Genomic DNA, 21,358 nt, shown 5'->3' with positions numbered 1-21,358 from the left:
CCTATCCGCCGGTCAGGACCGGGGATCGGAGTTCGTGGACTCCACTCCCAGTGCGGTGAGGATCGTGCGGAGTTTTGTTGTCGTCTCGGCGAGTTCGAGCTCGGGATCCGATCCGGCCACTATGCCGCCGCCGCCCCAGGTCCGCACAGTGCGGTGGTCTGCGGCGAGCTCCGCGCAACGGATGCTGACCATCCACTCACCGTCCCCGGCGCCGTCGCACCAGCCCACAGTTCCGGCGTAGAAGCCCCGATCGGCCTCGTTGGCGAGGATGTACTCCCTGGAGTCGGTGGTGGGGGTGCCGCAGACGGCGGGCGTGGGGTGAAGTGCGACGGCCAGATCGAGTGCGGTGGTGGACGGGTCGCGGACCGTCCCCTCGATGAGGGTGCCCAGATGCCACAGATCCGGGGTCTGGGTGAGGGTGGGTGCCGATGGCACATCGAGCCGGCTGCACAGCGGGCCCAGGGCCGCGGCGATCGCGTCGACCACGAATTTGTGTTCGTGCTGATCCTTGGCCGACTCGATGAGCATCCGGCCACTGCGCTGGTCTGCTGCATCGTCGTGCAATCGTGGAGCCGATCCCGCCATGGGGTGGCACCTGACCGTCGAACCCTGCTTGTGCACAAGCACTTCCGGGCTCGACCCGATCAGGTGGTGCCCGCGGTACGACGGGCCGGCGGGGGAGAGATCGGCCAGCATTCCATTGCTGTTGCGGTCGGCGCAGACCAGCCGTGCGAGTAGATCAGCGGGGTCGATCGGGTCGCTCGCCCGCAGATGCACGGTGCGGGCCAGGACGACCTTGGCGAGTTCGGTGTGCGGGTCGGACAGCACGCTGATCGCGTCGGCGATCCTGCGGACGTGTTCGTCGGGCTCCGGCTCGGTGCGGGTGATCTCCACCCTGGGCAGTGCGGGTGACGTCGGTTCCAGGCGATGACGCTTCCGGAGGAACTGTGTAGGTGCGGTCAACGCGGCGGGCCGTCGAAGGTCGAAGGGGAGCGCGCCGACGATGTGGGTGTGTGTGCCGTCGACCAGGGCCCCTCGGGCCTCGTCGACGTTGTCGAACCGGGCGGATGTCCCGAATGCCAGCAGGTGGTGAGTCGGTCGGGACAGCACAAAGGTGGGTGCGCTGCCGCGGTCATCGAGGCCGGAGGGCTCGGCGTCGTGTCGAGTCTCGGTCGATGATGTGGACATGTCCACCGCCTTCCGGATTGGCCAGCGAATGTAGCCTAACCTAACATTGGCGGGACGGGCGTTCTCGACCGGTGGTCGTACGCCGGGTCCGGTTGAACTCGCCGCGGGGGGTCGATTCCAGGCTAGCAATCGGTGGGGCTGATGGTTGTCGAGCGGCAACGACTAAGGTAAGGATTGCCAACAAGGATCCCCGGGACGGAATCAGGGGACATACGACCGTCAACGTTGGCGTCGCCGACGGTGAGAGCAACAGCAAGGTGAACATGCGGGTCAACACATGCGGGAAAACGGGGTGAGCGTCGGTGCTCGCGCCCGTCCACGGTTGAGCCTCGCCAAGAAGACTGAACCTGCAGGACGTGCCCCGTCTCAGGGGCTGGCACAGACCAACGCATGGCGTCTGCTCGGATGGCTCGCCGGTGTCGCGATCCTTGGCCTGGCCTGCCTGCTCAGTCTCGCGATCGGCGCCAAGGACATTCCTTTCGGAACCGTATGGGACGCCCTGTGGTCCTACAACAACTCGAACGATCACATCGTCATCCGCGATCTGCGGATCCCCCGCACCGTCCTCGGACTGATCGTGGGGATGGCGCTCGGCATCTGCGGTGCCCTCATCCAGGCGATGACCCGGAACCCGTTGGCCGATCCCGGCATTCTCGGTGTCAATGCGGGCGCCGCCTTCGCGGTGGCGCTGGCCGTCGGAGTCCTCGGCTTCAGCACCATCTGGGCGTACATCTGGTTCGCGTTCGCCGGAGCGATCGTGGTGTCGGTGGTCGTGTACGCGCTGGGGTCGGTGGGCCGCGGCGGTGCCACACCTATCCGGCTGACGTTGTCCGGTGTGGCGGTCGGGGCGATGCTCACCGGTGTCACCTCCGGACTGATCCTGCTCGATCCCATCGCGTTCGATCAGATGCGCAACTGGAGCGCGGGCACGATCGCCGGCCGGGGCCTGGACGTGTCAGGTGCCATCGCACCGTTTGTAATCGTCGGCCTGCTGCTCGCTTTCGCTATCGCGCGTCCGCTCAACGCGGTGGCGATGGGCGACGACCTGGCGCGGTCACTGGGTGCCAATGTCACCCGGACGCGGGTGATCGGTGTCGTCGCCGTCACGCTGCTGTGTGGTGCGGCGACCGCCGCGGCCGGACCGATCGCCTTCGTCGGCCTGATGGTGCCGCACGTGGCCCGCTGGATCGTGGGGCCCGACCAGCGCTGGATCATGGCGTACACCCTGGTGGGGGCACCCATCCTGCTGCTGGTGTCCGATGTGATCGGCCGCGTGGTCGTCCGGCCCGGAGAAATGCCGGTCGGTGTCGTGACGGCCTTCGTCGGTGCACCGGTCCTCATCTTCCTGGTGCGGCGCAGCAAGGTGAGTGCACTGTGACCCTCGAGCTGGAGAAGACGGCGAACCCGGTGTCACGAGTCGACTTCGGACGGCGGATGACGATTCTGCGTGTCCGCGGCGGCACGCCATCGGGCCGGATCGACGTCCGCGCAGTTGTGGTGATCACCGTGCTGGTGGCCTTGGCCCTGGCAGTCTCGGTGATCGCACTCGGGACCGGCGACTACTCCGTCGCCCCGAGCCGGGTGGTGAACGCCGTCTTCGGTGACGGCACCCGACTCGAGGAACTGGTGGTGATGCAGTGGCGGATGCCGCGGGTGCTGTTGGCGCTGGTCCTCGGGGCGGCGCTGGGTGTCAGCGGCGCGATCTTCCAGTCCATCACCCGCAATCCGCTCGGCAGCCCCGACATCATCGGCTTCAACACCGGCGCGTACACCGGCGCATTGGTCGTCCTGCTGGTCATCGGTGGCGACACCGGCTACTACGGCACCGCCACCGGTGCACTCGTCGGTGGCATCGTGACCGCACTGCTGGTGTACCTGCTGGCGTTCAAACGTGGCGTGCAGGGGTTCCGGCTGATCATCGTCGGTATCGCGATCAGTGCCGTCCTCGCCTCCGTGAACACCTGGTTGATCCTCGAATCGGATCTCGAAGAGGCGATGTCGGCAGCGGTCTGGGGCGCCGGATCGCTCAACGGACTGGGGTGGGCGCAGGCCACGCCGGTGCTCATCGTCGTGGCGGTCCTGGTGCCGTTACTGGTCGTCGCCGCACGACAGATGCCGATGCTCGATCTGGGGGACGATGCGGCCCGAGCGCTCGGCATCAGAGTCGAACGGTCGCGACTCGGTCTGATCATCGTGGGCGTGGCGCTCACCGCGGTGGCCACCGCCGCCGCGGGCCCGATCGCGTTCGTGTCCCTGGCAGCGCCCCAGCTGGCCCGCAGACTCACCCGCACCGCAGGCGTGGCCCTGCTGCCCTCGGCGGCGATGGGAGCGCTGCTGCTGATCGCCAGTGATCTGATCGCGCAGCGCGCATTCGCACCGACGCAATTGCCGGTCGGTGTGGTCACCGTATCCATTGGTGGGGTGTACCTGATCTGGTTGCTCGCCCGGGAAGCGCGCCGTCAATGAGTTCCGAGAACACTCTGGGAGTGGATATGAACAACGTCGATGTCGCCGTGAAGGCCGACCGGCAGATACCGGCCACCTCTACTCGGCTACAGGCACGCGATATCACCATCGGTTACGACAAACGCATCATCAGCGAGTCGCTGAGTGTCGAAATCCCCGACGGGGCCTTCACGGTCATCGTCGGGCCCAACGCCTGCGGTAAGTCGACGCTGCTGCGGGCGCTGTCGCGGCTGCTCACTCCGACCTCCGGATCGGTGCTGCTCGACGGCAAGGCGATCACCTCGTACCCCGCCAAAGAGGTGGCCCGCAGGCTCGGGCTGCTCCCGCAGTCGTCGATCGCGCCGGACGGCATCAGGGTGGCCGATCTGGTGGCCCGTGGCCGCTATCCGCATCAGAGGCTCATCCGGCAGTGGTCCAAAGCAGACGAAACCGCGGTGGTCGCGGCGATGGAGTCCACCGGCGTCACCGAGTTGTCGGGACGATTGGTGGACGAGCTCTCCGGCGGTCAGCGGCAACGTGTCTGGGTGGCGATGGTCCTCGCGCAGGAGACCCCGCTGATGCTGCTGGACGAGCCGACGACATTTCTCGACATCGCATATCAGATCGACCTGCTCGAATTGTGCGCCGATCTGAACAGGACCAAGGGCCGCACTCTGGTCGCGGTCCTGCACGACCTCAACCACGCCTGCCGCTATGCCGACCACATCATCGCCATGAAAGACGGCCAGATCGTCGCGCAGGGCCCGCCCGCCGACATCATCACCGCAGACCTCGTCGAGGACGTGTTCGGAATGCCGTGCCGGATCATCGACGATCCCGAATCCCTCACCCCACTGGTGATCCCGCTGGTTCGGCGACGGTAGCCGAACCAGCCGTGCCGCAGTAACTTTCGACTTCTACGATGATGGCCAGACCAACGCGAATCTCGAATCACCGTCCCACGTTGGGCGTAGCGTGACCTGGTACCGGCAACCGTCGGAAACCCCGTCACCACAAGCAGAAACGTTTACGCCTATGCCCGAAGGGTTGAGCCCGCTCGAGGCCCACAAGGAACTGCAGGAACACGGACACCGTGCCGTCCCGGTCGAGCAGAACCTGCGCAACTTCGACGCATCCACGTTCAATGCCTGGTTCACCGCATTCACGCTGGACAATCCGGAGAAGATGGCCATCGCGGAGAAGCGTTTCCGCCCCGAGTTCAAAGTGGCTTTCGACGCCTGGCAAGCAACCGAGCCCGACACCAACCCCAGCGCGCCCCCGGGACCGGCCTCGATGCCCCAGTACCACATCGCGGAGGCAGATCAGGCGGCTGAGTTGGACAAGGTCGCCGACGAGCACACAGCCGCAGGCGAGGACGCGGGCAGCGTGAGCGATCAATACGTACGGATCACCGTCGCCCTTGCCGGAGTGCTCTTCCTCGTCGGCATCGGCAGCACGTTCTCGATACTCAACGTGCGATACGCGCTTCTTGGCGTCGGGGGCGTACTGCTGATCGCCTCGATCGTTCTCATCCTTCGCCAGCCCGGCCCGCCGACATAACTGCTCTACCGCGACTTGCGACATGCCACTTGTACCGAACAAGCGCTCGGTCATAGGGTGCGAGGATGGAAATCAACGGAGCAAGCGCAATTGTGACGGGTGGGGCATCAGGTATCGGTGCCGCAGTGGCGCGGCAACTCGCCGCACTGGGGGCCAAGGTTGTGGTGGCCGATCTGCAGGCCGACAAGGGTGAAGCCCTGGCCAAAGAGATCGGTGGAACCTTTGTCAGCGTCGACGTCACCAAGACCGAGCAGATCGAAGCCGCGGTCAACAAGGCACTCGAGCTCGGACCGCTGCGGGCACTGGTCAACTCGGCCGGAATCGGTTCGGCGCAGCGCACGATCGGCCGCGACGGCGAGTTCTCGTCCGCACACGACCTCGACGTCTTCCGCAGGGTCATCAACATCAATCTGATCGGCAGCTTCGACGCCACCCGCCTCGCCGCCACCGCGATGAGCCGCGCAGAGCCCACCGAAACCGGCGAGAAGGGCGCGATCGTGTCGCTCGCCAGCGTTGCCGCGTTCGACGGGCAGATCGGCCAGGCCGCCTACTCGGCATCCAAGGGCGGCATCGTCAGCCTCACCCTGACCGTCGCCCGCGACCTCGCGGCCGCGGGTATCCGCAACAACACCGTCGCCCCCGGATTGATCGAGACCCCGATCTACGGAACGGGCCCTGAGTCCGAGGCGTTCAAATCCAAACTCGGCGAGAGCGTGTTGTACCCGCGCCGGCTCGGTACCCCCGACGAACTCGCGTCGATGGTCATCGAACTGATCACCAACTCGTACATGAACGGTGAGGTTGTCCGCGTCGACGGCGGCGTCCGGCTCCCACCGAAGTAGTCCCTTCTCGCACAAACCCCCCACCCGTTCTCGGTCCGCGGGTGGGGGGTTTGTGTCAGCCCAACACCCCGAACTGGTTGGCCAACTTGGTGATTTGTTCGGCCCGCTTGAGCCGGGGGAGATCACTGCCGTCTCGGACCACGCGTCCCCGGGCCTCGAAATCGGTGAGGAACCCGGTCGCCCAGGCCGTGTCGGCCGGGCTCGGACTGATCACGGTGTTGATGACACCGGTGTGGCCGGGGTGCAGGCACAGTTTGCCGGTGAGACCGAATGCGACAGTGGTGGCGGTCTTTTCGCGAAGTACCGACTCGTCGTCGGTGACCGCGGGTCCGTCGATCGGGCCGGTGAGCCCGGCGACCCGGCTCGCGACCACCAGGCGCGACCGTGGATACGCCATAACCAGATCGTCGGCTGTGGTGGCGGTGTCGCGGCGATAGTCACCACTACCGAAGGCCAGGCGGAGAACACCGCGCCGGCGTGCGATGTCGACCGCGTTCTCGATTCCCATCGCCGACTCGATGAGTGGGATGACGGGGGTGTTGCCACCGAGTCGCTCGAACGTTTCGTCCACCTGGTCGGGATACTCGGTTTTGGCTAGGACGACTCCGGCGAGACCTGGTGTACCGCACAACCGGTCGACGTCGTCGGACCAGAACGGGGTGGTCCGGTCATTGATCCGCACCCATGCGCCCACTCCGCGGAGCCAGTTGGCAACGCTCTCCCGCGCGGCGTCCTTGTTGCGTGGATCGACGGCATCTTCGATGTCGAGGATGATCTGGTCGGCATCCGACCGGGCGGCAGCGGCGTAGGCCGACGGGACCGAGGCATTGACCAGCAGCCATGAGCGCGCGATGGCGGCGTCGATGCGGGATCCGGTCGAGGTCTGCAGATCGTTTGGCATGCCGCCAGTGTCTCGCCGGCGGTGGGACAAGTCACCGTTGAGTGCAATACGTTCAGTCGTGCGCCTGATCCCGGATACGAAAAAGTGGGCCGTCCCGAACCGGGCCGACCCACTTCGCGTCAGTTCGCTAGAACGATGCTTCGTCCAGCTCCATGATGTCGTTGTCGACCTTCTCGACGATGCCGCGGACGGCGGTGAGCTCGGGCAGCATGTTCTTCGCGAAGAACGTCGCCACGGCCACCTTGCCGTTGTAGAACGCGGTGTCGGCGTCGCTGGTGCCGGCGTCGAGTGCGCTGAGCGCAACATCCGCCTGGCGCAGCAGCAGCCAGCCGATGAGCAGGTCGCCGACGCTCAACAGGAAGCGGACGCTACCGAGGCCGATCTTGTACAGGTCGGTCGGCTGCTCCTGGGCGCTCATCAGGAAGCCGGTGAGGGTGGCGGCCATGACCTGGACGTCCTCGAGGGCGGTCGCGAGGAGCGCCTTCTCGGCCTTGAGGCGACCGTCGCCCGACTCCGAGGAGATGAAGCTGCTGATCTGGCCGGCAACGTGGGCCAGGGCCTGGCCCTTGTCGCGGATGATCTTGCGGAAGAAGAAGTCCTGCGCCTGGATGGCGGTGGTTCCCTCGTACAGCGAGTCGATCTTGGCATCGCGGATGTACTGCTCGAGCGGGTAGTCCTGGAGGAAGCCGGAGCCACCGAGGGTCTGCAGCGACTCGGTGAGGTTGGCGTAGGCGCGCTCGGAGCCGACACCCTTCACGATCGGCAGCAGCAGGTCGTTGACGCGGAACGCCATGTCCTTGTCGGCGCCGGAGACGGCCTGGGCGGCCGCCCCGTCCTGGTGCGAGGCGGTGAACAGATAGACCGCGCGCAGACCTTCGGCGTACGCCTTCTGGGTCATCAGCGAACGACGTACATCCGGGTGGCGGGTGATCGGGACTCGCGGGGCGGCCTTGTCGGTCATCTCTGTCATGTCGGCACCCTGCACGCGCTGCTTGGCGTATTCGAGTGCGTTGAGGTATCCGGTCGACAGGGTGGCAATGGCCTTGGTGCCCACCATCATTCGAGCATGCTCGATGACGTCGAACATCTGCGCGATGCCGTCGTGGACCTCGCCGACGAGCCAGCCCTGGGCCGGGACGCCGTGCTGGCCGAAGGTCAGCTCACAGGTGGTCGAAACCTTGAGGCCCATCTTGTGTTCGACGTTGGTGACGAAGACACCGTTGCGCTCGCCGAGTTCGCCGGTCTCGTGGTCGAAGTGGAACTTCGGGACGAAGAACAGCGACAGGCCCTTGGTGCCGGGACCCGCGCCCTCGGGGCGGGCCAGGACCAGGTGGATGATGTTCTCGGTCATGTCCTGATCGGCCGAGGTGATGAAGCGCTTGACGCCGTCGATGTGCCAGGTGCCGTCTTCCTGCTTGACGGCCTTGGTGCGGGCGGCACCGACGTCGGAACCGGCGTCGGGCTCGGTCAGGACCATGGTGGCGCCCCAGCCGCGGTCAGCACTGATGACGGCCCACTTCTTCTGCTCGTCCGTGCCGTTGGTGTAGAAGATGTTGGAGAATCCGGCGCCGGCGGCGTACATGAACGCGGCCGGGTTGGCGCCGAGGAGCAGTTCGCCGATCGCCCAGTACAGCGAGCGGGGAACCGGCAGTCCGCCGAGTTCTTCCTCGATGCCGAGCTTGTCCCAGCCGGCGTCGGTCAGGGCCTTGTACGACTTCTTGAACGACTCGGGGACCGTGACGCTGTGGGTCTCCGGATCGAAGACCGGCGGGTTGCGATCGGCGTCCGCGAAGGACTCCGCCAGCGGGCCCTGGGCGAGGATGTTGACCTCGCGCAGCATGTCGATGGCGGTCTCTTTGTCGAGGTCGCCGAAGTCTCCGCTGCCGAGAACTTCTTCGAGCTTGAACATCTCGAAGAGGTTGAACTGGAGGTCGCGGAGATTGCTCTTGTAATGCCCCATTGCAGAATCCTTTGCAATCGTTCGAACTGCGCTGACTTGTGGCGAGCACCCCATTGGTGGGCTACACAGCAAGTTACTCGCCAGTAACAACACGAATATACATCCGCTTACCACGCCGCACAAATGCTCCGTATATCAACGAATGTGATGTGTGACACAGCACATGGCGTCCGCCTAGGTGGCTCACACGAGACCGCCCGCACCCTCGATGTGAGGATGCGGGCGGTCCGGTGAGAGATCCACGGCAGCGGGTTCGTCCCGCGTCGTGGGTGCGGCTCAGGCGAGCGCCTCACGCAGGTAGGTCAGATCGTCGGCGAGGCCTTCTTCAGGGGTCTCGAGGATGACCGGCGCACCCGCCGCCTTCACCACCGCGACCAGGACGGCGGGGTCGATGTGGCCGTCGGTGAGGTTGGCGTGGCGGTCGCGACCGGAGTCGAACTCGTCGCGTGAGTTGTTCAGGTGGATCAGGTCGATGCGTCCGGTGATCGCCTTCACCCGTTCGACGATGTCGACGAGATCTTCGCCGCCCGCCCACGCGTGGCAGGTGTCGAGGCAGAACCCGGCGTTGTCGAACTCGCCGACCGCGTCCCACAGTCGTTCGATGTTCTCCAGGCTGCGGGCCATCGCGTGGTCGCCACCTGCGGTGTTCTCGATCAGGATCGGAACGGGGAAGCCGCCCTTGTCGTTCGCCCGCTCGAAGAGCTTGCGCCAGTTCTCATAACCGTCCTGCGCATCCTCGTCGTCGCGGAGGTGGCCGCCGTGCACCACGAGCCCGAAGGCGCCGAGGTCGGCTGCCGCAGCCGCCTGATTGACCACGGCCTGTCGTGACGGCATCCGCAGCCGGTTGTTGAGGCTGGCCACATTGATCCGGTACGAGCTGTGCACCACCACATCGATCGGGGAGTTGCGGATCTGCTCGGCAAGGGGATGGGGTTTCGGCTTTTCCCAACCCTGTGGATCTGTCACAAACATCTGGAGCAATTCGGCGCCGAGCTCCTCGGCGCGGCCGATGGGATCGCTGTCTTGTCGTACGTGGGCACCTGTGCGCATAACCACAGCTTAGAAGGCTCCGGCCGCAGGGAAGGTTTCTGATCGGTGATCTCCAGGTATTCGGCAGGGATGTGGAGCAAAGTGGATAGCTGACGGTCCTGTCGGAGACGGCCGATTTCACAAAGTCGGACGAATTGCTTGGGGGGTAAAAGTGGAACGTTTGAGCGGCCTGGACGCCTCATTTCTGTATCTCGAATCCCGATCACAGTTGATGCACATCATCGGTCTGATCGAACTCGACCCGAATACCGTGGAGGGCGGATATTCGTTCGAGAAGATGCGCGACGAACTCGAGCGGAGAATCGCCGGGCTTCCGACGTTCCGTCGAAAGCTCCGGGATTCGATCCTGAACATCGATCATCCGGTGTGGGTGGAGGACCGGAATTTCGATATCGAAAGTCACGTTCACCGGGTGGCGGTGCCCTCCCCGGGCGGCCGGACCGAACTCGCCGATTTCTGTGCTCATATCGCGGGGGTGCCGCTGGATCGCAGCAAACCGCTGTGGGAGATGTGGGTGATCGAGGGGCTGGCCGACGGGAAGATCGCGGTGTTGCTGCGCATGCATCACGCCGGCGTCGATGGTGTGACGGCCTCGGATCTGTTGGCCAAGCTGTGCACCTTCAGTCCGGAGACGCCCGAACTCGATGAGGAATCGCTGTCGCATTCAGCCGGGGATGCCTCGCTGGCCGGGCTTGCGGTCGATGGCGCGCTCCAGGTTGCACGGCGGCCGCTGAGCTTCGCGCGGCTGCTTCCCAAGACGGCGCAGGTCCCGTTCGACTGGATCGCCCGGGCGCTTCGTAACGAGGCGATGCCGCTACCGTTCCGCGCGCCGCGGACACCATTCAATGGATCGATCACCGGCCATCGGAGCATGGCGTACACGCAGGTGTCGCTTGCGGACATCAAACGCATCAAGAATCAGTTCGGCGTCAAGATCAACGACGTCGTACTCAGCGTCTGCGCCGGGGCATTGCGGGGTTACCTCGATGACCTGGGCGAACTTCCCGATAAGCCACTGGTCGCGATGGTTCCGGTGTCGGTACACGGAGACAACGACGACGACCTCGTGACGCAGGGCACCAACAAGGTGACCGGAATGTTCACCAAACTGGCCACCGACATCGAAGACCCGGTGCAGCGAATCACCACCGTGGGTGAGCAGGTGCGCAAATCCAAGGAGCACCACGGGTCGATGGACTCGAACCTGTTCCGGGGCTGGGCGCAATTCGTGCCATCGGCGACCATGGGGGTGGCGATGCGGCTGTACGCGTCACAGGAACTGGCCGAAAAGCATCCGGTGCTCTACAACTTGGTGATCTCGAACGTCGCCGGCCCCGACTTCCCGCTGTACTACCTCGGCGCCAAGATCGAGGCGATGTACCCGCTGGGTCCGGTGTTCCATGGGGCCGGCATGAACATCACCGTGTTCTCCCAGGACGGTCAGCTGAACATCGGTGTCATCGCCTGCAAGGAACATGTCCCCGATCCGTGGCCGTTGATGCAGGCCTTCGAAGACGAGGTGAAGACACTGCTCGAAGCCTGCGACTAAAGCTCGGTCGAGACCGGGGTCCGCGCGGCGACGTCATTGGCGGCCTCGAGGAAAACCGGGATGAACTGTTCGGCCTCGAGGACGCAGCAGGCGTGGCCACCGGCGACCTCGAAGGTCTTGATACCGGGGATGTTGTCTGCGAGCAGATGCTGGCGCGCGGGTGGGATCACCCGGTCTCTGGTCGAGATCAGGACGGCGCTGGGTACATCGATCTCGGACAGCCATGGCCTGGAATCGAATCGGGCCATGCCGTCGCCGAGTGTCCCGAGGCGGGAGACCGGGGTCGCCAGGAATTGCCGGACCGCCCACAGCGAGTCCGGGACGGTTCGATCGTCGAGTTTGGCGGCATTCGGCTGGACGTCGGGCGGATGGATCAGCTTCATGACCTTGCCGATGTTGGACATGCTGGTCTGACGTTTGGGGTCGTTGCTGCCGAAGTACGGGCCGGTGGAGCACAGGATCAGTCCGCTGACGCGACTGCGATGCCGGCGCCACGTCAGCTGGGCCACACCGCCACCCATCGAGAACCCGGCCGCGGTGAAGGTGTCGATGCCCAGGGCGTCGGCGAGTGCGACGACGTCATCGGCGCAGTCGTCGAGGTCGAACGGGCGGTTGCGGAGGCCGCGTCCGTGCCATCGCTGGTCCAACGTGATGACCCGGAACTCCTTGTTGAGGGCTGGGATCAGCGGATACCAGCACAGCAGTCCGTTGGTCAGGACCGAATGCAGCAGGAAGATCGCCGGTTTGTCTTTCGGACCGGAATCGGTGACATACGTCGAACCCCGTCCCGGCAGATACACCATGTGGCCGTCGGGGAGGTCGCGGACGGGATAGGGCTCGATGACCCGATCGACTCGACGCAGAACCGCATCTCGAGTCCTGATGAGAACGCCTTCCATCTGCTCGACGTTACGGGGAATTCGCGCTGCCGACCCTCGTGACCGCGGCGTAAGATCAAAGAACAGTGATGTAAATCACACTTGATTGGGAGTCATCATGCATTCAGGAACGTCGATTCATCTCCGCAGGCTCGCGGTGTGGCCGGCCGGATGGCTTGCCTACTTCGCAGGTCTGGCCGGGGCCATGTCGGCGGCGCTGACACTCATCGCGATGGCGAGCGAGCACTATGTGGAAGGTGTTGTCGCTCTGACCTGTGCGGTGGTCCTCATTGCGCTGTCGATCGTGTCGCTGCGGGCAATACCCCGCATCTCTGACGAGCACATGAAGACAGTGCAGCACCGTCGAGATCATGCGGTCTATCGGGCGCGGTATCCGCTGTAGACCAGATCGGTCGAGCAGATCAGGACCGCTCCACGAGGTAGAGGTGCTCGGTGACGTGCACACTCCTGCCCTTCAGATTACGGCTGCCGCGAAACGTGTTGTAGCGCTGCGTGAATTCGGTGACAGTGCCGGTGGGTTCGAGCATGTCGCGCATCTGTTCCGGGGTGATGAAACCCTCGTCGTTGAATGAGATCAACAGAAACTTCGCGTCGAGTTCTTCGATGAGCGACTGCAACAGCGGTGCGGCACTGGACCGAACGTTGTAGCCGGACCGGTTCCAGTCGTTGGGGATCCCCGACACCGCACTCATTGCCGTGGGTACGCGATTGTCCGCGATCAGGTTGAGCATGAAGTAGTTCGAGCCGTAGGGATGCTGGTTGTAGGGCGGGTCGAGGTAGGCGACATCAACGGAACCGACGAGTGCCGGCAGCGCTCCGGCGTCGGTCTGCAGCACCCGGCGATCGCAGTGGTGACCACTCAGGACCGGTGGACGCGCGGTGATGGTCCCGGTGATGCGGCTCAGGGCATCGGCGCCACTGCCGCCGAATCGGCCGATACCGGTTTCGCGATCCTTGTAGAAGCCCTTGAACACTCCCGAGGTGTTGGCGTGGACGGACGCCGCCGACAGCAGCGGACCGAGCAGCAACGTACGCATCGGATCGTCGAGTCCATGGATGAGGTGGATGTAGGAGTCGAGGCGTCGCGCATTCTCGCTGGTGTAGAAGACCCGTTCGCCCGGGGCGATCTGGTTGTCGTCGGCCGGTGCGTAATGTTCGGCGATGAAACCGTCTGTCCGGTAACCGGATTCGACGATCTGATTGACTTCGTCGACCGTCTTTTCGAGCAGCGCCCGGTCGATCTCGTCGGCGTTGGTCAGGTAGCAGTCGCTGATCACCCGCGCGTAGCTCTCGAGGTCGTTGGCGATCACCAGCTCCGACCGCGACTTCGCGAGCCGTGAGACGACACCGCTTCCGGAGAACGCGTCGAGTGTGACGAGCCGCCGCCCGACCCGTTGTTGTACCTGGGCCAGCGCGTCGTCGATGAGACCCAGTAGTTGGCGTTTGTTGCCGATGTAGGTGATCAGCTGCGATGTGCGGTAGTCGGCGTCGTCATCGCGCACCCCGGCCGTCTCCACAACTGCAGAGCGTATCGAGCTCGGTTCCCTCTCGATCAGTCGTCCAGGCAGAGTTCGGTTTCGATGGTGATGGGAACGCCGGTCGCGATGAGCAGCCGGCAGGGTGCCTCGGAATCGCGGTAGAGGCTCAACCACTGGTGCCCCCGGCTGCCATCGGCGTAGACGGCTTCCAGGGTTCGGTTGAGGCGCGCTTCGGCTTCGTTGTTGATGATGTACCGCCGGTCGCCATATCGCAGATACTTGTTGGGCACGTTGCCTCCGGAGTCGAGTCGGTTGCGTGTGGTCAAGTGTGACTGATGCCACTTCACGTGATGGCCGGATTGATCTGAGCCGCTCCGTCTGTTTCCAGGCGGGAACGTTTTGGCGAATTCTGGGCCAACGGCAGGTGTCCAGTGATTACGTGGCTTCATGAGCACGCAGGAGACCGACCGGTCCGATGCGGCGATCGCCGGGGGACCAGTCGTCGATCGACCGTGGCGTACGCGCCTGAGCAACATGAAGCTGTGGCGTGCGGTGGCGATCGCGGTCTGGCTGGCGGTGGTTGTCTGGCACCTCGCCTACCTCGGACTGGCGTTCGACCGCACCCGCCTGTTGCTGCTGCTGTGTACGGGGCTGGCCGCGGCCAGCATCGGGCGTCGCCGGGTGATCACCGTGGTGATCGATTGGCTGCCGTTCGCGCTGATCCTGTTGCTCTACGACTTCACCCGCAATATCGCCCAGTGGCTCGACATGCCCACCCAATGGGCCCTGGCAGTCGATTTCGACCACTGGATGTTCGGGGTCAACCCGACGGTCTTTCTGCAGAGCCACCTCAAACAGGCACAGCCGCCGTGGTGGGAGGTGATCACGAGTGTTGTCTACATGTCGTATTTCATCGTCCCGTACGCGGCCGCCGCGGTGCTGTGGCTTCGTGACCGCAACGCCTGGAGGCGGTATGCGGCGGGTTTTCTGCTGACGACATTCCTGGCGCTGGTCGGCTACACCCTGGTGCCCGCCGCGCCGCCGTGGGCCGCGTCCCAATGCTCGGCCGTCGAGGTGACCGATCACCCGAGGCATCCGGACTGTATGAACCGGGCCCCTTACGAGGGCGGCGGCATGTTGGGCGACGTCGTCCCCGAACACGAAGGCGCACAACCGCACGTGGAGCGGATCTCGGCCCGGGGCTGGGATGTCCTCGACATCCATGCGGCGTCGGGACTGGTTCGGCTCGGTCAGGCCAAGGCCAACCTGGTGGCGGCCATACCGTCGCTACACGCGGGGTTGACGATGTTCCTCGCACTGTTCATGTGGCCGCGGGTGGGTGCGCTGGGGCGGACCCTGTTCCTGGGGTACGCGGGTGCGATGGCATTCACCCTCGTCTACACGGCGGAACATTTTGTTCTCGACATCCTGCTCGGCTGGATGTTGGCGGCGTTTGCGATCGTCGTGGTCAACCGGTGCGACAAGTATCTTCGGACCCGCAGAACCGCCGGCTACGAATGATCCTGACCTCTGGTGGTTTCCGCGCTGGTAGGTGCGGAGTCCGGAACGTCGGTGCCGTCGAGGGCGATCCTCTTCGGCCGTCGTAGGCTCCAGCCGCCCTTCGCCGGTTCCGCTTCGCCGAAGTGATCTGCGTCGACGGTGCTGTACAGCGCGACCAGCACGGCGCCGATCACCGCGCCGATGAATCCGATGAGCGCGAGCCACTCCAATCCGGGTTTGGCACTGTCGTTCAGGAACGTCACGCCGATGATTCCGGGGCCGGCGGTCTCGCCGACCACCAGGACCGCGGTGATCCCGTTGACCTGACCGAGTTGCAGGGCAACGGTGTGGACGTAGAAGCCGGCCGCGCCGCCGATCGCGATGGTCCAGGCCGCGGGGTCGGTGAGTAGGGTGCCGAGGTCGAACGGATCGACGCCGCGAAGGATGCGGACCGAGATCGCCACCACCCCGAACAGGAGTCCGGCTGCGGCCCCTCCGACGATCGCCCCGCGCTTGCCGAGGCGGTAAACCGCCAGCAGTGCCAGCGTCGCGAGAATGCAGGTGGCACCGAACAGCCCCCAATGGAAGCTGGACTCTTCACCGCCGCCGCTCTGATGTGCCGACGCCAGCCCCAGGGCGCAGAGCGAGAAGACGACCGCGCACATGGCAACCCAGTCGCGGCCGTGGAGTTTGATGCCGAGCGCCGCGGTGCCGAGCAGGGCGGTGACGATCAGGTTGGCCGACACGATGGTCTGGGACAGGAACAGCGGGAGGAAGCGGGCGGCCACGGCGCCGGCGCCGAAACCGATCACCACCAGTGACGTTCCGAAGATGAACTCGGGTGTCTTGAAGGTGTCGACGGTGGAGGTGACCGACGGACCGCCCTCGCTGGTGAGTTGATCCGGCTTGTCCGCGTCGCGGGCTTCGACCGCGGCCCGGCGGGCACCGAGTGCCCGCAGAATGGTCGATACGCCGTACGCGATGGCGGCAGCACTTGCGAACAGGACACCGATCAGAAACACTCGGACACCTCCCCTCAAATGGATGGTGGCTCACACCCAGAGGATGGCGGCGCACACCCAGCACTGTTACACAGTGACTTTTAAGCTACCATGCTGCGGGTGCAGCCATTTTCTGGTTTTCCTGCGAGGTGCGATGTCCGGGCGTAGCGGCAAGAATGTCCTCATTACATTTGGCCGATCGTTTCTCACGCTCGATCTGGCGAGGCTGATGAACGCCGGCGGACACAATGTTTACATCGCCGATTCGGTCCCGTTCCCGATCACCCGATTCTCCAATTCTGTGCAGAAAGTATTCCGCGTCCCGCGGCCGAAGTTCGAGCCACAAGCTTATGCCACGGAAATAGCACGACTGGTCCGCACCGAATCCATCGACATCGTCATACCCGTGCACGAGGAGACCGACATCCTGGCGATGGCGCGCGATCTGTTCCCGCCGGAGTGTCGCCTGCTCCTCTCCGAATTCGAGACCGAGCACCGCCTGCACAACAAGTTTGAGTATCAGGTACTGCTGGACACTCTCAGCCTTCCGACCTTGAAATACGCGCAGGTGCGGTCCGCGGCTGAGTTCGCGGCCCTCGATTTCGACAGGCCTTTTGCCCTGAAACAGGTCTATTCGCGCGGTTCTCAACAGGTGTACAAGGTGGATCCGGGGCAGATGCCGGAGGGGCTGCAATTCGATCCGGATAATCCGTGGCTGGCTCAGGAATGGCTCAAAGGTGACAAATACTGCACATATTCGGTGTGCCACGAAGGCCGAATACATGCCCATGCAATTTATCCGGTTCGCTATGCGATCAATGGGCAATCATGTCTCACATTTGAACCGGTCGAGCATTCCGGGATCACCGATTGGGTCACCAAAAGGGTCAAGGAAACAAACTTCACCGGACAAATCGGATTCGACTTCATAGAAGATTCCGAGCGTGGTCTGTTCACCATCGAGTGCAACCCGCGGGCCACGAGCGGGATCCTCATGTTCGAGCCGCACAATCGCGTCGACCTAGCGTTTTTCGGTGAGAACGACGACGTCATCACTCCGGACGCCGGCGCCCGGAAGATGATCGGACCGGGCATGCTGCTCTACGGCTGGCGCAAATCTTCGCTCGAAGGAAACACGCTGCGTGGTTTTGTGCGGGATTTTCGGCAGACCGACGAGATCATCACCAGGCGAGACGACATCGGGCCCCTTCTCGGGATTCCGTTTGCCCTGGGAAACATCGTGCAGAACTCGATGCGGTACCGGGTGGGTCTGGCGGAGGGTTTCATGCACGACCACGAGTGGGATGGCCAGTCGATCTGATCAATGCTGCCGGGCGCAGAACTCGGTGATGCGCCGGACACTGTCGCCGGGGCCGGTGAACAGCCCGCCGTGGCCGGCCCCGTCGATCTGGGCAAATTGTGATCCGGGGATGAGCTGCGACGTCGCCTTGTTCTGTGTCGGCGGGAAGAACAGATCGTGCTCGAAAGCCAGTACCAGGGTGGGGATGTCGATTCTGGCCAGCTGTTCCGCCGTGGGCTCCCCGGCTTTGATCCATTCGTATGAGGCCGTGAGTTGTCCGGTGAAACCCTCCGGGCTCGCCCACCCGCCGTCGGAGCCGGTGAGGGCGTCTCGCCATCCGGCAACCGTGTCCGGGTCCTGCAGGAGTGTGGTGTGCAAGGTGGTCATGAGTTGCTCGAAAACCAGTACTGCACGCGGTATCTCACCGATCTGCTCGATGAGCGCCAGCTCCATCTCGCCGACCAGTGCGCCGATCGGGCTCGGCTGTAGACCGGCGAAAAGCACTGCTGCACGGACCAATTCGGGGCGGGTGCGCAGCATCATCTGAGTTGTGTAGCAGCCCATCGAAAATCCGACAACGGTCGCCGTCTGGACGTCGAAGTGGTCGAGGAGACCGGCGGCGTCGTCGGCGAGGTCGGCGATGGAATACGGCGCCGGCGGCGCGGCCGAAGGTGCCAGACCCCGTGCGTGATAGGTGATCACACTGAATCCGGCACCCACCAGCGAGTCGACGAGACCGCAGATGTCCCACACCATCGACGGCATCCCCAGGCCGCCGTTGAGTAACACGGTGGGACCCTCACCGACGCGTTGCGCACCCAGGACAACACCGGTTTCGAGAGTCACCGTATCCATCGAGCGCGCCTTTCGGTCCTACAGCAGACCCTTGCGCGACGAGAAGTCGATCTGGGCCGCAGGATTGCTGACAGCCGTGACCATACCGGTTCCGTACGGACCTTTTCGGTCATACAGCGTGGCGGTTCCGACGGAGATCCCGTCCGCCGTGATGTGGGTGTCGGCCTCGATCCCGAGCTCGTGCCCTTCGGGTATCCGGGACAACGCCATGGTGAGGTCGCAGTTGATGTACCCGATGCCTTCGGTGCCGAGATTGGTGACGAGGCTGGTCGACTCCGCGGACTGGACGGCATGGACGAACGGCGAACATGGTTCTCCGGGAAGCACACCCATGCCGGTGCTCCAGGCGCGCTTGCGTGCGACGTTCTGGTGGCCACCGATGCTCTGGGTCCACTCGTTGCCGTCGGTCTTCATGTACGGGTAGCGGGGCTTGTTGTCGAAGGCGTTGTCCGGCGGTGTGAAGGTCGTCTCGGGGCGCCACTCGTTTCCGGGAGGCGGTGCCGATCGGCGCAGGAACACGATGGATGCGCGGGCGACCATCGTGTCACCCTGCATCACCTCGGCGTCGGCGACGACGATCCGGTGGCCGGACCTGACCTTCCGGGTGTTGACCACCGTCGGCTCGTTTTTGGCCATCTTGAACAAATCGATCGTCAGACGCGACGGGACGAACTCGGGATCGGAATACTCGCGCTCGAGTGCGTGGGCCGCGGCGGCGCAAACAGCGGGACCGTTCAGTGCGTTCGGGCCCCACGCGCTGCGAGCCCATGAAGTGGGGATCAGCGTGGTGCCGTCAGCGTCGAGGGTGAAGTAACTGAGGTCAGACACCGTTCGATAGTGGCAGACCTGCGGAGACGCCGACGTCGTGGGTGGCCGGGCGAGTGGCCGGCAGGTGCTTGCGCGACTGGCGCGTGATCAACGCCAGGGTCATCGCAGCGGCGACGGAACCGAAACCGAACATCCATGGATACGTCGCCGCCGGGATGTATTCATGCAGGTAGGCAAGGGTCGCGGGGATCGCGAAGCCCAGGTAGGTGAGTGCGTAGTAGACCGCGGTGAGTCCGGCGAGGTCGCGTGCGCCGGCGATCCGTTGCACCTCGGAGAGTCCGGCCACCAGCGCGATGCCGTAGCCGGCACCCAGGATCACCGCCGCGAGCAGGACGGCCCAGATGGTCAGCAGTGCCGCGGCGAGGGCGGCCGCGCCCATCCCGGCGATCATCAGCAGCAGCGCCACCTGGCTGGCCCGGGCCGAATCCGGTCGGTCGATCCGACGGCCCGCCGATTGGATGGTGAAGCCACAGGTCAACGTGACCGCTGAGATGAGCGCGGCAAACGCCATCGGTGCAGCGTCGACTTCGGGGGCGATCAGGGTGGGGAGGATTGCCTGGCAGCCGATGGCGGCACCGAACACCCACGGCGCCAGCGGTACCACCACCAGCAGGAAACGACGATCGCGCAGCGACGGGATCTGCAGATCGTGGCGCAGCCGGGTCTTCGTGGCCGAGGGCGCTCGCGTTTCCGGCACCGACCACATCCACGCCGCGGCGATCAGGCAGATTGCAGTGTTCACCACGTACGACGACACATGCGGCCACGGGCCCCACTGTGACAATGTCCCGGCGACAGCCGCGCCGATGCCGAAGCCGGCGGTCAGACTCATCGCGGCCCGGCGGGCGCCGTTGCCCGACTCGGCCGGACGCAGTGGCGGACTGGAGAGTTCCTTGATCCAGCTGGTGCCGACCGCCATCGCCAACCCGATGGCGATGCCACTGAGGATGCGGCCCACCGAGAGCAGGGGGACCGAGTCGGAGGCGCAGGCCAGCACCATCGAACCGGCCGCGGCGATGAACGCTGCCGGCCGCATCAGTGGTCGGCGGCCGAACCGGTCGGAGAGCGGGCCGCCGATCAGCAGCGCGGGCACCATGCCCACGACATAGGCGAAGAGCAGGACGTCGACCGTCGGTCCGGCCATCTCGTACTCGTGTTTGTAGAAGACCAGCAGCGGCGTGAATTCGTTTCCACCCCAGGCGATTGCGAACATCGCAGCGGCGACCCCGCGCCAGTCCCTCATGACAGTGCCCCGTCGAAGGGCAGGGGGGTGCGGAGGTTGTGGACCGCATTGAGATGTGCGGCCAGCGACGTCGCGAATCCGTGCGCGTCACCGGCATCGATCAGATCGGCGAGTTCGGTGTGGTGGGCGATGATCCGCTGCATTTGTGCGCGGTCACGCTGGACCGAGGTACTCGTCATACGGAGTTGGCGATCGCGGAGCGTGTCGTAGAAGCCTTCCAGCAACGGGTTCCCGGCCGCCGCGACGAACATGCGGTGGAATGCGGCGTCGGCGATGGTGAACTCGTCGACCTCACCGGCCTCGGCGTGGATGCGCTGCTGATCGAGCGCTGCGCGAAGATCGGCCACCAGGGCGGTGCGGTCGACGGTGACCAGGATCCGCACGGCAGCGGTCTCGACCACAAAGCGGGCGGTGATCACATGCTCGGCCTCATCGACCGGGACCGGCACGATCAGGGCTCCGCGTTTCGGATAGAGCTTCATCCAGCCCTCGGCCTCGAGGCGCAGGAACGCTTCACGCACCGGAGTGCGGGAGGTTCCCAGAGTCGTGGCGATCTCACCTTCACTGATCAGCTCACCCCCGGCCAGTGTTCCGGCCAGGATCTGACCCTTCACCTGGCTGTATGCGCGCTCGGAAGCCGACAACTGCTTAGACACAACTTGTATCTAAGCACCGACCAGGCCCCTGCACCAATCCGCCGACCGTGCCAAAGCAGCCGCCGACCGTGCCAAAGAAACCGCTGACCGTGCCAAAGCAACC

At 64.6% G+C, this 21,358-nt stretch carries 21 protein-coding genes; 9 read left to right on the top strand and 12 right to left on the bottom strand.

Annotation, left to right across the window (positions count from 1 at the left end):
• Positions 1–12 precede the first annotated feature (12 nt).
• Complete coding sequence (locus H290_RS0107810) at positions 13–1,188, bottom strand: isochorismate synthase MenF (protein WP_028462929.1); 1,176 nt, start codon at positions 1,186–1,188, stop codon at positions 13–15.
• A 322-nt stretch (positions 1,189–1,510) separates the two neighbouring features.
• Here H290_RS0107810 and H290_RS0107805 point away from each other — a divergent pair, with 322 nt between their 5' ends.
• The 5 genes from H290_RS0107805 to H290_RS0107785 all read left to right on the top strand — a co-directional run bounded on the left by H290_RS0107805 (position 1,511) and on the right by H290_RS0107785 (position 6,035).
• Entirely contained in the window at positions 1,511–2,566 is a 1,056-nt protein-coding gene (locus H290_RS0107805) for an iron chelate uptake ABC transporter family permease subunit (protein WP_020106230.1), read from the top strand.
• A gap of 56 nt (positions 2,567–2,622) precedes the next feature.
• Positions 2,623–3,654, top strand: a complete 1,032-nt coding sequence (locus tag H290_RS0107800) for an iron chelate uptake ABC transporter family permease subunit (protein ID WP_036518407.1) — start codon at positions 2,623–2,625, stop codon at positions 3,652–3,654.
• A 26-nt stretch (positions 3,655–3,680) separates the two neighbouring features.
• Positions 3,681–4,517: an ABC transporter ATP-binding protein gene (locus H290_RS0107795; RefSeq protein ID WP_051121929.1), complete on the top strand. Its 837-nt coding sequence runs from the start codon at positions 3,681–3,683 to the stop codon at positions 4,515–4,517.
• 151 nt (positions 4,518–4,668) lie between these two features.
• Complete coding sequence (locus tag H290_RS28060; RefSeq protein WP_020106227.1) at positions 4,669–5,193, top strand: hypothetical protein; 525 nt, start codon at positions 4,669–4,671, stop codon at positions 5,191–5,193.
• A 65-nt stretch (positions 5,194–5,258) separates the two neighbouring features.
• Positions 5,259–6,035, top strand: coding sequence for an SDR family NAD(P)-dependent oxidoreductase (locus H290_RS0107785; protein ID WP_020106226.1), 777 nt, complete (start codon positions 5,259–5,261; stop codon positions 6,033–6,035).
• 55 nt (positions 6,036–6,090) lie between these two features.
• Here the strand turns inward: H290_RS0107785 and H290_RS0107780 are convergent, their stop codons facing one another.
• The 3 genes from H290_RS0107780 to H290_RS0107770 all read right to left on the bottom strand — a co-directional run bounded on the left by H290_RS0107780 (position 6,091) and on the right by H290_RS0107770 (position 9,946).
• The gene (locus tag H290_RS0107780; protein ID WP_020106225.1) at positions 6,091–6,936 is read right to left on the bottom strand and encodes a CoA ester lyase; all 846 of its coding nucleotides are present in this window, start codon (positions 6,934–6,936) and stop codon (positions 6,091–6,093) included.
• A 127-nt stretch (positions 6,937–7,063) separates the two neighbouring features.
• On the bottom strand, positions 7,064–8,896 hold the full coding sequence (locus H290_RS0107775) for an acyl-CoA dehydrogenase (protein WP_020106224.1): 1,833 nt from the start codon (positions 8,894–8,896) through the stop codon (positions 7,064–7,066).
• A 276-nt stretch (positions 8,897–9,172) separates the two neighbouring features.
• Positions 9,173–9,946 (bottom strand): deoxyribonuclease IV, encoded by a 774-nt coding sequence (locus H290_RS0107770; RefSeq protein WP_020106223.1) that lies wholly within the window; start codon positions 9,944–9,946, stop codon positions 9,173–9,175.
• Between the two features lie 151 nt (positions 9,947–10,097).
• Between H290_RS0107770 and H290_RS0107765 the strand changes: the two genes are divergently transcribed.
• Positions 10,098–11,495, top strand: coding sequence for a wax ester/triacylglycerol synthase family O-acyltransferase (locus H290_RS0107765; protein ID WP_020106222.1), 1,398 nt, complete (start codon positions 10,098–10,100; stop codon positions 11,493–11,495).
• Here H290_RS0107765 and H290_RS0107760 read toward each other — a convergent pair.
• Positions 11,492–12,394 (bottom strand): alpha/beta fold hydrolase, encoded by a 903-nt coding sequence (locus tag H290_RS0107760; RefSeq protein WP_020106221.1) that lies wholly within the window; start codon positions 12,392–12,394, stop codon positions 11,492–11,494. The two genes, H290_RS0107765 and H290_RS0107760, sit on opposite strands and share 4 nt — an antisense overlap.
• 97 nt (positions 12,395–12,491) lie before the next feature.
• On the opposite strand from H290_RS0107760, the gene H290_RS0107755 reads away from it, so the two are divergent.
• The gene (locus H290_RS0107755) at positions 12,492–12,776 is read left to right on the top strand and encodes a hypothetical protein (protein WP_028462926.1); all 285 of its coding nucleotides are present in this window, start codon (positions 12,492–12,494) and stop codon (positions 12,774–12,776) included.
• Positions 12,777–12,795: 19 nt separating this feature from the next.
• Here H290_RS0107755 and H290_RS0107750 read toward each other — a convergent pair whose 3' ends face one another.
• Together H290_RS0107750 and H290_RS0107745 are read right to left on the bottom strand one after the other, a co-directional pair.
• Positions 12,796–13,911, bottom strand: a complete 1,116-nt coding sequence (locus H290_RS0107750; protein WP_020106219.1) for a DNA adenine methylase — start codon at positions 13,909–13,911, stop codon at positions 12,796–12,798.
• 35 nt (positions 13,912–13,946) lie between these two features.
• A complete protein-coding gene (locus H290_RS0107745; RefSeq protein WP_028462925.1) occupies positions 13,947–14,162 on the bottom strand; it encodes a hypothetical protein in 216 nt (71 codons plus the stop codon).
• 157 nt (positions 14,163–14,319) lie between these two features.
• On the opposite strand from H290_RS0107745, the gene H290_RS0107740 reads away from it, so the two are divergent.
• Positions 14,320–15,393: a phosphatase PAP2 family protein gene (locus tag H290_RS0107740; RefSeq protein ID WP_020106217.1), complete on the top strand. Its 1,074-nt coding sequence runs from the start codon at positions 14,320–14,322 to the stop codon at positions 15,391–15,393.
• On the opposite strand, the gene H290_RS28055 is transcribed toward H290_RS0107740, so the two are convergent.
• Entirely contained in the window at positions 15,384–16,394 is a 1,011-nt protein-coding gene (locus H290_RS28055; RefSeq protein WP_020106216.1) for a hypothetical protein, read from the bottom strand. The genes H290_RS0107740 and H290_RS28055 overlap by 10 nt on opposite strands.
• Before the next feature lie 133 nt (positions 16,395–16,527).
• Here H290_RS28055 and H290_RS0107730 point away from each other — a divergent pair, with 133 nt between their 5' ends.
• Positions 16,528–17,694, top strand: a complete 1,167-nt coding sequence (locus tag H290_RS0107730) for a carboxylate--amine ligase (protein ID WP_028462924.1) — start codon at positions 16,528–16,530, stop codon at positions 17,692–17,694.
• Here the strand turns inward: H290_RS0107730 and H290_RS0107725 are convergent, their stop codons facing one another.
• Genes H290_RS0107725 through H290_RS0107710 form a run of 4 tightly spaced genes read right to left on the bottom strand, consistent with a single transcriptional unit; the run spans position 17,695 to position 21,255 of the window.
• A complete protein-coding gene (locus H290_RS0107725) occupies positions 17,695–18,528 on the bottom strand; it encodes an alpha/beta fold hydrolase (RefSeq protein WP_020106214.1) in 834 nt (277 codons plus the stop codon). It lies immediately after the preceding gene.
• An 18-nt stretch (positions 18,529–18,546) separates the two neighbouring features.
• Positions 18,547–19,356 carry an acyl-CoA thioesterase domain-containing protein gene (locus tag H290_RS0107720; RefSeq protein WP_020106213.1) on the bottom strand — a complete coding sequence of 270 codons (810 nt, stop codon included), beginning with the start codon at positions 19,354–19,356 and terminating at the stop codon, positions 18,547–18,549.
• A complete protein-coding gene (locus H290_RS0107715; protein WP_020106212.1) occupies positions 19,349–20,599 on the bottom strand; it encodes an MFS transporter in 1,251 nt (416 codons plus the stop codon). The genes H290_RS0107720 and H290_RS0107715 overlap by 8 nt, the downstream gene beginning before the upstream one ends.
• A complete protein-coding gene (locus H290_RS0107710; protein WP_020106211.1) occupies positions 20,596–21,255 on the bottom strand; it encodes a GntR family transcriptional regulator in 660 nt (219 codons plus the stop codon). Before H290_RS0107710 ends, H290_RS0107715 begins: the two co-directional genes overlap by 4 nt.
• Positions 21,256–21,358 lie beyond the last annotated feature (103 nt).

It is taken from the genome of Nocardia sp. 348MFTsu5.1 (assembly GCF_000383535.1).
Lineage (GTDB): Bacteria > Actinomycetota > Actinomycetes > Mycobacteriales > Mycobacteriaceae > Williamsia > Williamsia faeni.
This window is presented reverse-complemented; position numbering and strand designations above follow the sequence as displayed.